The sequence below is a fragment of the Streptomyces sp. NPDC048415 genome (assembly GCF_040651675.1).
Taxonomy (GTDB): domain Bacteria; phylum Actinomycetota; class Actinomycetes; order Streptomycetales; family Streptomycetaceae; genus Streptomyces.
On sequence record NZ_JBEZKJ010000091.1, the window covers coordinates 21,106 to 33,083 of the forward strand.

10 protein-coding genes and 1 pseudogene are annotated in these 11,978 nt (G+C 71.1%); 1 reads left to right on the forward strand and 10 read right to left on the reverse strand.

Translation table 11 applies throughout. The annotated features are described in order from the left end of the window. Positions 1-15: 15 nt before the first annotated feature. From AB0D27_RS36895 to gatC, 10 genes are all read right to left on the reverse strand, one after another. Positions 16-3,069, reverse strand: coding sequence for an AAA family ATPase (locus tag AB0D27_RS36895; protein WP_362517535.1), 3,054 nt, complete (start codon positions 3,067-3,069; stop codon positions 16-18). 158 nt (positions 3,070-3,227) lie between these two features. Further along, entirely contained in the window at positions 3,228-3,425 is a 198-nt protein-coding gene (locus AB0D27_RS36900; RefSeq protein WP_362517510.1) for a hypothetical protein, read from the reverse strand. A 176-nt stretch (positions 3,426-3,601) separates the two neighbouring features. After that, the gene (locus tag AB0D27_RS36905; RefSeq protein WP_362517513.1) at positions 3,602-4,213 is read right to left on the reverse strand and encodes a hypothetical protein; all 612 of its coding nucleotides are present in this window, start codon (positions 4,211-4,213) and stop codon (positions 3,602-3,604) included. A gap of 35 nt (positions 4,214-4,248) precedes the next feature. Further along, positions 4,249-4,824, reverse strand: coding sequence for a GNAT family protein (locus tag AB0D27_RS36910; RefSeq protein ID WP_362517516.1), 576 nt, complete (start codon positions 4,822-4,824; stop codon positions 4,249-4,251). After that, positions 4,802-7,045, reverse strand: coding sequence for an MMPL family transporter (locus AB0D27_RS36915; RefSeq protein ID WP_362517519.1), 2,244 nt, complete (start codon positions 7,043-7,045; stop codon positions 4,802-4,804). The genes AB0D27_RS36910 and AB0D27_RS36915 overlap by 23 nt, the downstream gene beginning before the upstream one ends. 169 nt (positions 7,046-7,214) lie before the next feature. Beyond that, positions 7,215-7,508 carry a hypothetical protein gene (locus AB0D27_RS36920; protein ID WP_362517522.1) on the reverse strand — a complete coding sequence of 98 codons (294 nt, stop codon included), beginning with the start codon at positions 7,506-7,508 and terminating at the stop codon, positions 7,215-7,217. A 108-nt stretch (positions 7,509-7,616) separates the two neighbouring features. Next, a complete protein-coding gene (gene gatB / locus AB0D27_RS36925) occupies positions 7,617-9,131 on the reverse strand; it encodes an Asp-tRNA(Asn)/Glu-tRNA(Gln) amidotransferase subunit GatB (RefSeq protein WP_362517525.1) in 1,515 nt (504 codons plus the stop codon). A gap of 16 nt (positions 9,132-9,147) precedes the next feature. Beyond that, entirely contained in the window at positions 9,148-9,390 is a 243-nt protein-coding gene (locus tag AB0D27_RS36930; protein WP_362517528.1) for a hypothetical protein, read from the reverse strand. Next, the gene (gatA, locus tag AB0D27_RS36935; protein WP_362517531.1) at positions 9,387-10,880 is read right to left on the reverse strand and encodes an Asp-tRNA(Asn)/Glu-tRNA(Gln) amidotransferase subunit GatA; all 1,494 of its coding nucleotides are present in this window, start codon (positions 10,878-10,880) and stop codon (positions 9,387-9,389) included. Before gatA ends, AB0D27_RS36930 begins: the two co-directional genes overlap by 4 nt. Before the next feature lie 4 nt (positions 10,881-10,884). Then, positions 10,885-11,181, reverse strand: a complete 297-nt coding sequence (gatC, locus tag AB0D27_RS36940; RefSeq protein ID WP_015036350.1) for an Asp-tRNA(Asn)/Glu-tRNA(Gln) amidotransferase subunit GatC — start codon at positions 11,179-11,181, stop codon at positions 10,885-10,887. 190 nt (positions 11,182-11,371) lie between these two features. On the opposite strand from gatC, the pseudogene AB0D27_RS36945 reads away from it, so the two are divergent. Beyond that, positions 11,372-11,888: pseudogene (locus tag AB0D27_RS36945) on the forward strand (TetR/AcrR family transcriptional regulator); the annotation flags it as partial. Between the last annotated feature and the right edge of the window lie 90 nt (positions 11,889-11,978).

The following is an 11,978-nucleotide window of genomic DNA, read 5'->3' on the forward strand; positions in this document are numbered from 1 at the left end:
CTTACAGCGTAGGTCTCAGCCCACCGCCTGCGCAGCGGGGGCCTCCGGCGGGAACAGCCCCAGCCGATGTGCCAGCGCCGCCGCCTCTCCCCTCCCTGAGACGTCCAGCTTGGCCAGAATGTTCGAGACGTGGACGCTGGCGGTCTTCGGGGAGATGAACAGCTCCTCGGCGATCTGGCGGTTGCTGCGGCCGGCGGTGACGAGGCGGAGGACGTCGCGCTCGCGGCTGGTGAGGCCGAGGCTCGTCACCGGGTCGACGGGGGCGAGGGCGGACCGTGCGGGGACCTGGGCCAGGGGGAGGCGGGCTCGCTGGGCCAGCAGTGCGACGGAGTCGGCGAGCGGGCGCGCGCCGAGGTGGTCGGCGGCGGCCCGGGCCAGCCTCAGCAGTTCCGTGGCGCGGGCGCGGTCGTCCTCGTCCGCACCGGAGGTCAGCAGGGCCTCGGCGAGGCGGTGGCGGACGCGGGCGAGATCGTAGGGGCGCTCCAGGGATTCGAAGGCGGTGACCACGTCGGACCACTGGTGCCCGGTGATCATGCCTTCGGCGCGGCTGAGTTCGGCACGCACCCACTCCCCGTACGCGCGCCAGATGGGTGCGCCCGTGGCCAGGGATTTCGCGGCCCCGCGGATGTGCTCCACGGTTTCGGCGCGGGCCGCCTCGGCGGCGGGCAGCCCACGGGCGTCGGCCTCCGCGGTGGCGGCGGCGAGCAGCAGAGGCCATGCGTAGCGCTGGGTGCCGGGCGGGAAGCCCGCGTCGACGGCCTGAGCCAGTACGGTGCGGGCGTCGAGGAGGCGTCCCTCGGCGGCGGCGATGCCGATCGCGGTGCGCATCAGGGGCAGGGTGTGCTGGGGCATGGGGTCGTGGGTGCCGAAGTGGCCTCGCGCGGCCGCCAGTTGGCGCCCGGCCTCGGCGAGGTCGCCGCGGGCGAGCGCGAGATAGGACAGACGGGTGGCGCCGACACCTGAGGCCTTGCCGCTGAGCCCGACACGCAGCGCGTTTCCCGCGGCCTCGACGGCTTCGTCCCACTGGCCGAGCGCGTAGAGGGACTCGGACAGGTTGCCCCAGACCCAGGCCTTGGTGTCGAGCAGGCCTGTCTTGCGGGCGAGTTCGGCGCCCTCCCGCAGGATCGCGACGGCCTCGGCGGAGCGGCCGACCGATTCCAGGTGCGACGGCAGGTTGATGTGGACCCGGCCCACGACGTGCGAGCCGCCGTGCCGGATCACCTGCTCCTTGACCTCGTGCATCTCCGCGAGCCCCGCCTCGACGTCACCCGCGTCGACCATGAGGCCGCCGAGCGTGAGCCGGGCGTTCAGCTCGGTTTCCCGGGCACCCACCATGCGCGCGTACTCCACGGCGCGCTCGGCGGCGGTGAGGGCGCCGGCGCCCGGTTCGTGCAGCATGCACCAGGCGGCCACGCTGGACAGGACGTCGGCGTGTACCTCCGACGGCGGCAGGCCCCGTACCAGGTCCTGGGCGTTGGCGAGTTCCTTCCAGCCGTCGCCGCGGGCCAGGCTCTGGACCAGCCGTGAGCGCTGCGCCCAGAACCAGGCGGAGCGCAGCGGGTCGTCCTCGTCCTCCAAGAGGCGCAGGGCCTTCTTGGTGATCTTCAGGGCGCGCTCACGCTGCCCTCCCAGCCGGCCCGCGACGGCCGCCTCGGCCATCAGGTCGAGGTAGCGCAGGGGCGTGGTGGCCGGGTCGCAGCCGCAAGGAGGGTAGACCTCCACGTAGTCGACGGGGCGCAGTTCGGCTCGTACGGCGTCGGGGGCGACGTCCCACAGTTCCATGGCCCGTTCCAGGAGCCCGAGTTGCTCGGAATGGGCGTGGCGGCAGCGGGCCTCGACGGAGGCGTCGAGGACGGCGGGGAGGGCCTTGGCGGCGTCATGGGCGTGGTACCAGTAGCTGGCCAGGCGGGTGGGCCGCTCGTCGGCCGGTACGAGCGTCGGGTCGGCCTCCAGGGCCTCGGCGTAACGGCGGTTGAGGCGGGAGCGCTCGCCGGGCAGCAGGTCGTCGCTGACGGCCTCGCGGACCAGGGAGTGGCGGAAGCGGTAGCCGTCGCCGCCGGGTGAGGCGAGCAGGATGTTGGCGCCGACGCAGGCCCGCAGCGCCTCGATGAGGTCGTCCTCGGCCAGCCGGGCCACTGCGGCGAGCAGCGGGTACTCGACGGTGGAGCCGCCCTCGGCGACGATCCGGGCGACCCGCTGGGCGCTCTCCGGCAGGCTCTCGACGCGGACGAGGAGCAGGTCGCGCAGGGAGTCCGTGAGCCCCGTACGACAGCCCTCGTGGGCGGCGACGGCGAGTTCCTCGACGAAGAAGGCGTTGCCGTCGGAGCGGGCGAAGATCTCGTCGACCTGGGCCGGGTCGGGTTCATGGGCGAGGATTCCGGCGATCTGGCGGCCGACCTCGGCGCGGGTGAAGCGGCCCAGTTCGATGCGCCGGACCGTGCGCAGGCGGTCGAGTTCGGCGAGCAGGGGGCGCAGCGGGTGGCGGCGGTGGATGTCGTCGGCGCGGTAGGAGGCGATCACGACGAGGCGGCCGCTGCGCAGGGTGCGGAAGAGGTAGGCGAGCAGATGGCGGGTGGAGGCGTCGGCCCAGTGCAGGTCTTCGAGGGCGACGACGACCGTGCGGTCGGCGGCGACGCGCTCCAGGAGACGGGCGGTGAGCTCGAAGAGACGGGCCATGCCCTCCTCGTCGTACCTCCGGCCTCGGGTGGCCTCGGCCAGCTCGGGCAGCAGCCGGGCCAGCTCCTCCTCCTGTCCGGCGGCCGCGGCGGCGAGTTCGTCGGGGAGCCGGCGGCGCAGGGCGCGCAGGGCGGTGGAGAACGGTGCGAAGGGGAGCCCGTCGGCGCCGATCTCGACACAGCCGCCGCACGCGACGACGGCGCCCTCGCGACCGGCCGCCGCGGCGAACTCCTCGAGGAGGCGGGTCTTTCCGACCCCGGCCTCTCCGCCGAGCAGCAATGCCTGTGGCTCGCCCGCTGCGGCGCGGGCGAGCGCATCGTTCAACACCCCTAGTTCATCGGCGCGTCCGACGAACACCGGGCTGACGGACCTGGTCTCCACAGGCTCGAGCATCGCACAGGGGTCCGACAGCGCGGCACCGAATATCGGCAGGGCGATGTGCGCCGCGGATGCCGGCAGCGGAGGACGGCGGCCGACCCCCGTACGGCCACCGTCCCCCGCCACCCGAGGACGGCCGCTGGTGGCGCGGCCGTCCAGCCCTGCCCCGGCGTTCACGCGGCGCGGGCGAACCGGTGCCGGCGGGGACGGTGGCTATGGGCCTGCCCCTCCGTGTCGTTCTGTCCGGACTCGCGGGCGGCGGCGCGGCGGGCGGCACGTCGGCCGCGGAGGGCCTCCTGCGCCAGCCGGTGGTTCTGGGCCGCGTGGATCAGCTCCGCGGACCGGATCTGGTGAAGCTCGTACTCGAACATCTGGTACCCCTGGTGAAGAGTCGGTTTCGGCCTCGCTTGTTCGCGATGCCTCAACCTTCGTCTCCCAGGGGGGTGCGGCACATCGGGAGAGTTCCGCATCTTGAGCACGCGAAGGGCCTTAGGTCCGCCGTAAGTGACTTACGCCGGCTCTAAGGCCCCTCAGACGGTGCGGAGATTCAGCTGGTGGAGGGCAGTCCGAGCAGGATGTCGGAGTACTTGGCGACCGCGAGCACCAGGCCGATGACGCCGAGCGAGACGCCGGCCCAGGCGACGGACTTGATCCAGGCGGCCTGCGGCTTGCCGGGGGCTCCGAAGGCGGGCCGGACCAGGACCACGACGCCGACGATCAGCGCCAACAGCGCGAAGAGGCCGCCGACCACGGCGGTGGTCGCCCAGGCGTCGCCGTAGACCTCCTTGACCTGCGTGGCGACGGTCGCGGTGGACGAGGTCCGCAGCTGGCCGACGAGCGTCTCGCGCGCGGCCGCCACGGTGGCGACCCAGCTGCCGGTGAGCGACACGATGCCGAGCCCGGCGGAGACAATGGCGGCGGCACCCTGGCCCACTCCGGTCGCGCCCTGCTCGGCCACGGGGGCGCCGTCGCCCTCCTCCACGGCCTCGTCCTGCTCCTCGGAAGAGGCCTCTGCCTCTGTCTCTGCTTCCGTCTCGGCCTCGGTCCCGGCCTCCGTCTTAGCAGTTACGTCGGTCTTGGTGACGTCCACCGTCTCCTCGTCGCGCTTCGCCTCGGCGCCGGTCTCGACCCCGGCCTCGTCAACTGTCTTGGTTCCCATGCCCCGCACCGTACGGACGCTGTCTGAGAAGTTCCTTAATGATCGTTGTGAGCGGCACGCGCGCGTGCGATACGCCATTCGGGGGCGAGCACCGACCAGACCTCCATGTCGTGGCGCGTCCCCCGGTAGGGGTAGCTCTCGCGCATTACTCCGTCGCGGGTCATGCCGAGCCGCCGCGCCACGTTCAGGCTCGGTTCGTTGGCGGACGGGGCGATCCACTCCACGCGGTGCATGCCGCGTTCCTCGATCGCCCAGTCGATGAGGAGGCGCATGCCGCGGGTGACGAGCCCGCGCCCGGCCGCCGAGGGCTCCAGCCAGCAGCCGGTCTCGCAGATGCCCTGCGCGGTGTCGAAGATCCGGAAGATCAGCCCGCCGACGAGTTTCCCGCCCAGCCAGATTCCGTGCAGGCTGCCACGGTCGGCGGCGCGCTTGTCGGCGTACGACTGGAGGAAGGCCCGGGCCGATTCGAGGTCCGTCACATGGTCCGGGAGCGAGACGTGGCGCCCGATGTAGTCGCGGCCACGCTCCATGTGCGCGAAGAACTCCTCGGTCTGCCAGGCCTCCAGGGGCCGCAGCTCCGCTCCGTCGTCACCCAGGGATATCGCGTACATCCTGCCGCCGCTCCTTGTCCAGTACGTCCGCCACCTCGGCGTCCGTCGCCGCGGCCAGCCTCTCATGGGCGGCGCGGCACTCGGGGGGTTCGATGCTGATGCGCGGCAGCCGCTGGTCGAGCCAGCGGGGCAGCCACCAGTTGGCGCCGCCGAGCAGGTGCATGAGAGCGGGCACCAGGAGCGTACGCAGGACGAAGGCGTCGAGGGCGACGGCAGAGGCGAGGGCGATGCCGAACATCGCGATGACGCGGTCGCCGCTGAGGACGAAGGCGAGGAACACCGAGATCATGATCACGGCGGCGGAGTTGATCACCCGGCTGGTCTCGGCGAGGCCGACCCGGACGGCGCGCCGGTTGTCGCCCGTCTCCAGCCACTCCTCGTACATCCGGCTGACCAGGAAGACCTGGTAGTCCATGGAGAGCCCGAACAGCACCGACACCATGATCACGGGAAGGAACGGTTCGATCGGGCCCGCGCGGCCGAGACCGAGCAGCTCGCTGCCCCAGCCCCACTGGAAGATCGCGACGACGACTCCGAAGGCGGCGGCGACGGCGGCGATGTTCATGGCGGCGGCCTTGAGGGGGATGCCGATCGAGCGGAAGGCGAGCAGGAGCAGGACACAGCCGAGGCTGATCACGACGCCCACGAAGAGCGGGAGCTTGCCGACGATGACATCCGCGAAGTCGTCATAGCTGGCCGTTACGCCGCCGACACGCACATCGAGCGTGGTGTCCGCCTCGGCGCGCGGCAGTACGCCGTCGCGCAGCCGGCCGACGAGGTCGCTGGTCTTCTGGGACTGCGGCGCTGAGTTCGGGACGACGGTGAGGTACGCGGTGTCACCACCGGTGTTGTACGTCACCGGGGTGACCGAGGCGACACCCTGGGTCGCCCGGAGCGTGGCGTCCAGATTGTCGAGCGCCAGCTTGTCCTCGGCGCCGCCGACCTTGGTGACGAGGGTGAGGGGCCCGTTCACGCCGGGACCGAAACCCTCCGCGATCAGGTCGTACGCCCCTCGCGTGGTCGCCGACTTCGGGTCGTTGCCCTGGTCGGAGGTGCCGAGATGGAGCGAGAGCGTGGGCAGCGCGAGCAGCGCCATCACGACCACGGCGACGGCTGCGAGCAGCTTGGGATGACGCTCGACGAGGACGGACCAGCGGGCGGCGAACCCGGTGGGGATCTCCGGCTCGGGCCCGAGCTCGTACAGCCGGCGCCGCTCACGGCGGCTCAACGCGCGTGGACCGATGAAGGAGAGCAGCGCGGGCAGCAGCGTCACCGAGGCGGCGACGGTGAGCACGACGGTCAGACAGGCGGCGATCGCGACGCCGTTGAGGAAGCCGAGCCGCAGGATGAGCATGCCGAGCAGGGCGATGCAGACGGTGGCGCCCGCGAAGACAACGGCGCGACCGGTGGTGGCGACGGCGTTGCGCGCGGCCTCGGCCACCGCAAGCCCGCGTTTGAGGCCTCGCCGATGCCGGGTCACGATGAACAGCGCGTAGTCGATGCCGACGCCGAGCCCGATCAGCATGCCGAGCATCGGGGCGAAGTCGGCGACGGTCATGGCATGCCCCAGGAGCACGACTGAGGCGTACGCCGTGCCCACGCCGACCAGGGCGGTGGCGATGGGCAGCAGGGAGGCGGCGAGCGAGCCGAAGGCGAGGAAGAGGACCACGGCGGCGACGATCACGCCGACGATCTCGGCGAGGTGGCCTTCCGAGGATTCGGTGAGCCCGATCGCGCCGCCGCCCAGCTCCACTTGGAGCCCCTTGGCCTCGGCGGCCCTCGCGACGCGGACGACGGCCCGCGCCTCGCCCTTGCCGATGTGCTCGGCCTGGTCGTCGAAGGTGATGGTGGCGTACGCCGTACGCCCGTCGGAGCTGATCCGCGCCGATCGCCGGCCCTCGTACGGGCTGACGACGGAGGCCACCCCGGGCAGGTCCGCGATCTTCTCCAGGGCCCGGCTCATCGTCTGTTCGACGTCGGGGGAACGCACGGTGCCGGGGCTGGTGTGCCAGACGACGGTGTCGCTGTCACCGCCGAGGCCGGGGAAGCCGTCGCGCAGGAGCTGGGTGGCGCGGCCCGACTCGGTGCCGGGTGCCTGGTAGTCGTTCGAGTAGGCGGAACCCGTGACGGCCGCGGCGGCGGAGACAGCGCCGAGGGAGAGGAGCCACAGCAGAACGACCACGAGGCGGCGTCGGACACACCAGTGCGCAAGGGCTGCCACGGACGAGCTCCCTGGGGGATTTGTGGATCTTTACCGGGAACTGCCCGCAAAGAACGCATGACTTATGCGTCATCACTCTTGCAGCCACAAGTGATCAATTGCCTCATTCATGGGTTTACACACACGAGTGCGACCCATTTCACAAGACAATTGGGTGAACTCTGTCGTCTCAGTCGAACTGGTCGCCGATCGCCATCACCAACAGCCCGGCGATCAACAGCCACAGGGCCCGTCGGGTGCGTCCCCGGGCACCCAGCACGGACGCGAGAGCGCAGACGGTGGCGCCCGAGGCGTAGGCGACCGGCACGAGCGTGGTCGTGGACCCGGTGGAGCGCAGCGCGGACGCCGCGAGGCCGGCCAGGGTCAGCAGCGCGCCGGTCCCGGCCGCCGTCCATCGGGCCCGGCGCGCCTCGTGTGCCGGATCCTCGTAGTCGTGCGGTTCGGAGTCACTGCTTCCACTCATGGCGCGGGAGCGTAGCGCCCGCGCATGTGCGCCTGTTCACCCGATGACATGCCTAGGGGGGTGCATCGGAATCGATGCACCCCCCTAGGGCTGACAAAACGCCTGACCTCAGCCCTCGCTGACGCCCAGCTTCTCCAGGATGAGCTCCTTGACGCGGGCCGCGTCGGCCTGGCCGCGGGTGGCCTTCATGACCGCGCCGACGAGCGCGCCGACGGCCTGGACCTTGCCGCCGCGGATCTTGTCGGCGATGCCCGCGTTCCCGGCGATGGCCTCGTCGACGGCTGCGGTCAGCGCGCCCTCGTCCGAGACGACCTTCAGACCGCGCTTGTCGACGACCTCGTCCGGGGTGCCCTCGCCTGCGAGGACGCCCTCGATGACCTGACGGGCCAGCTTGTCGTTCAGGTCCCCGGAGGTGACGAGCTCGGCCACCCGGGCGACCTGCGCCGGGGTGATCGGCAGGTCCTCCAGGGCCTTGCCCGACTCGTTGGCGCTGCGGGCCAGTTCGCCCATCCACCACTTGCGGGCGGACGCGGCGTCGGCACCGGCCTCGATCGTGGCGACGATCGGGTCGATGGCACCGGCGTTGAGGATCGACTGCATGTCGTGCGCCGAGACGCCCCACTCCTCACGGAGGCGGTTGCGACGCGCGAGCGGCTGCTCGGGCAGGCCCGCGCGCAGCTCCTCGACCCACGCACGGGACGGGGCGATGGGGACGAGGTCGGGCTCCGGGAAGTACCGGTAGTCCTCGGCCTCCTCCTTCACGCGGCCCGAGGTCGTGGACCCGGTGTCCTCGTGGAAGTGGCGGGTCTCCTGGATGATCGTGCCGCCGGAGTTCAGCACCGCGGCGTGCCGCTGGATCTCGAAGCGGGCCGCGCGCTCCACGGAGCGCAGGGAGTTGACGTTCTTGGTCTCACTCCGCGTGCCGAACTTCTCCGTGCCGATGGGCCGCAGCGACAGGTTCACGTCGCAGCGCATCTGCCCCATCTCCATGCGGGCTTCCGACACACCGAGCGCCTTGATGAGCTCGCGCAGCTCGGCTACGTACGCCTTGGCGACCTCGGGAGCGCGCTCGCCCGCGCCCTCGATCGGCTTGGTGACGATCTCGATGAGCGGGATGCCCGCGCGGTTGTAGTCGAGCAGGGAGTGCGAGGCGCCGTGGATTCGGCCCGTCGCGCCGCCCACGTGCGTCGACTTGCCGGTGTCCTCCTCCATGTGGGCGCGCTCGATCTGCACGCGGAAGACCTCGCCGTCCTCCATCTGGACGTCGAGGTAGCCGTTGAAGGCGATCGGCTCGTCGTACTGGGAGGTCTGGAAGTTCTTCGGCATGTCCGGATAGAAGTAGTTCTTCCGGGCGAAGCGGCACCACTCGGCGATCTCGCAGTGCAGCGCGAGACCGATCTTGATGGCGGACTCGATGCCGATCGCGTTGACGACGGGCAGCGCGCCGGGCATGCCGAGGCAGGTCGGGCAGGTCTGCGAGTTGGGCTCGGCGCCCAGCTCGGTCGAACAGCCGCAGAACATCTTGGTCCTGGTGCCGAGTTCGACATGGACTTCGAGGCCCATGACGGGGTCGTACGACGCCAGCGCGTCCTCGTACGACACCAGGTCGGTCGTGGTGGTCACGGTGAAAACTTCCCTCTCAGCCCAGCAGGACGTCGTCGTCGCCCAGGCGCTTGAGCTCCCGGTAGAGGATGGCGAGGCCGGTGACGATGGCGGCGGCGGACACGGCCGCGTCGATGAGGCGCAGCGTGTCGTGCTCGAAGCGGGCCTTCTTGGCCTGCTTGACGACGCTGACGGCACCGAACGCGGTGGTCGCGATGGACAGGTACGTACCGGACTTGGACTTCTTGAAGCCCTTGGCCTTGGACAGTGCCTTACTCACAACGACGGAGCCTCCTCGAGCAGCGGGTGGCCCCACTTTTCCACGAAGGCGGCCTCGACGGCGGCGCCGACCTTGTACAGACGGTCGTCCTTCAGGGCCGGGGCGATGATCTGCAGACCGACGGGGAGGTTGTCCTCCGGGGCGAGACCGCAGGGCAGCGACATCGCGGAGTTGCCCGCCAGGTTGGTCGGGATGGTGCAGAGGTCCGCGAGGTACATCGCCATCGGGTCGTCGGCGCGCTCACCGATCGGGAAGGCGGTGGTGGGCGTGGTCGGGGAGACGATCACATCCACCTGCTCGAACGACTTCTCGAAGTCGCGGGTGATGAGCGTACGGACCTTCTGGGCGCTGCCGTAGTACGCGTCGTAGTAGCCGGAGCTGAGGGCGTACGTGCCGAGCATGATGCGGCGCTTGACCTCGGGACCGAAGCCCTCCTCGCGGGTGAGGGCGGTGACGTCCTCGGCGGAGTGCGCGCCGTCGTCGCCGGTACGCAGGCCGTAGCGCAGGCCGTCGAAGCGGGCGAGGTTGCTCGAACACTCGGACGGAGCGATCAGGTAGTACGCGGAGAGCGCCAGGTCGAAGGACGGGCAGTCCAGTTCGACGATCTCGGCGCCCAGCTCCTTGAGCACGTCGACGGCCTCGTCGAAGCGCTGCACGACACCGGCCTGGTAGCCCTCGCCGCGGAACTGCTTGACGACGCCCACGCGCATGCCCGCCACGCTGCCGTTGCGGGCGGCCTCGACGACCGGCGGGACCGGGGCGTCGATGGAGGTCGAGTCGAGCGGGTCGTGTCCGGCGATCACCTCGTGCAGGAGGGCCGCGTCCAGCACCGTACGGGCACAGGGCCCTCCCTGGTCGAGGGAGGACGAGAAGGCGACCATGCCGTAGCGGGAGACCCCGCCGTACGTGGGCTTGACGCCGACCGTGCCGGTGACGGCGGCGGGCTGGCGGATGGAGCCACCCGTGTCGGTGCCGATCGCCAGGGGCGACTGGAAGGAGGCGAGGGCGGCGGAGGAGCCACCGCCCGAGCCGCCGGGGATGCGGGTGAGGTCCCAAGGGTTGCCGGTGGGCCCGTACGCGCTGTTCTCGGTGGAGGACCCCATGGCGAACTCGTCCATGTTGGTCTTGCCGAGGATGATCACGTCGGCGGCCTTCAGCCGCTTGGTGACGGTGGCGTCGTACGGCGGGATCCAGCCCTCGAGGATCTTCGAGCCGACGGTCGTCGGGATCCCCTCGGTGGTGAAGATGTCCTTGAGCGCGAGCGGTACGCCGGCCAGTGGGCCGAGCTTCTCGCCGCGCTCCCGCTTCGCGTCGACGGCGCGCGCCTGGGCGAGGGCACCCTCACGGTCGACGTGCAGGAAGGCGTGCACCTTCTCGTCGACGGCCTCGATACGGGCGAGGTGGGCCTCGGTGACCTGGACGGCGGTGAGCTCGCCGGCCGCGATCTTGGCAGCGATCTCCGCTGCCGTCAGCTTGATGATGTCCGTCATGTGATTAGTCCTCCCCCAGGATCTGCGGCACCTTGAAACGCTGCTGCTCCTGGGCCGGGGCGCCGGAGAGCGCCTGCTCGGGGGTGAGCGACGGACGGACCTCGTCCGCGCGCATGACGTTCGTCAGCGGCAGCGGATGAGAGGTCGGCGGTACGTCTTGGTCGGCGACCTCGCTGACGCGGGCGACCGCGCCGATGATGTCGTCGAGCTGGCCTGCGAAGTGGTCGAGTTCTTCGCCCTTCAGCTCCAGACGCGCCAGCCGTGCGAGGTGGGCGACCTCCTCGCGCGTGATGCCAGGCATGCAGCGATCCTCTGGGGTGAGTGCGTGTGGTTTGCGCTCAATCCTATGGGGCCGCGCCCCATGCCCGCGCAAGGGTTTCCCGCGCTGCGCGACGCGGCCTCACTCGGCGAGCTTGCGTGCGTCCCAAACCGCGCTGTGCAGGAAGTGGTACAAGGGCGAAGCGAGTAGAGCGTCGATAGAATAGCTAGCGGCCGCGCGGGAACTGGCCGAGGCCGAGGGCTGGGACGCGGTGACCACACGGCGGCTGGCCGCCGAGATCGAGTACAGCCAGCCCGTCCTCTACAGCCGCTTCAAGGGCAAGGACGCCATCATGGGCGCCGTCGCGGTGCAGGGCTTCGCCGAGATGGCCGCCGAGCTGCGTACGGCGCGGGCCGCGGCGACGGGCGCGCGAGGCGCTGGCGGCGGTGGGAGAGGCTTACACCGCCTTCGCGCGGCGGCGGCCCGCGCTGTACGACGCCATGTTCACGCGCACGGTGGACGTGCCGTTCGCCACACCCGAGGCGCCCGCGGCCCTGCGGGAGGCGTTCGGCGAACTGGCGCAAGCCGTCGAGCCGATCGCGGCCGACGGCGACGACGCCGGGCTCCTCACGGAGACGTACTGGGCCGGTCTGCACAGCCTGGTCACGCTGATGCGCAGTGGTCGGCTACCGGAGGAAGAACACGACCGCCGACTCGCCCTGCTGATCCGACACTTCCCGGCGGCGTGAACTGAGACCGGACCGGCTGCGCCGTCTCTGATGACCGCGACGGCCGACTCTTTCGGGGCGGAACGGGCGCGATGGGCGGGCGGGGGCGGC

Coding starts and splice junctions, on each gene's coding strand:
- gatC (WP_015036350.1), bottom strand. CDS start 11,181: ATGCCTGGCATCACGCGCGAGGAGGTCGCCCACCTCGCACGGCTGGCG.
- AB0D27_RS36905 (WP_362517513.1), bottom strand. CDS start 4,213: ATGGGAACCAAGACAGTTGACGAGGCCGGGGTCGAGACCGGCGCCGAG.
- gatA (WP_362517531.1), bottom strand. CDS start 10,880: ATGACGGACATCATCAAGCTGACGGCAGCGGAGATCGCTGCCAAGATC.
- AB0D27_RS36920 (WP_362517522.1), bottom strand. CDS start 7,508: ATGAGTGGAAGCAGTGACTCCGAACCGCACGACTACGAGGATCCGGCA.
- AB0D27_RS36895 (WP_362517535.1), bottom strand. CDS start 3,069: ATGCTCGAGCCTGTGGAGACCAGGTCCGTCAGCCCGGTGTTCGTCGGA.
- AB0D27_RS36910 (WP_362517516.1), bottom strand. CDS start 4,824: ATGTACGCGATATCCCTGGGTGACGACGGAGCGGAGCTGCGGCCCCTG.
- AB0D27_RS36900 (WP_362517510.1), bottom strand. CDS start 3,425: ATGTTCGAGTACGAGCTTCACCAGATCCGGTCCGCGGAGCTGATCCAC.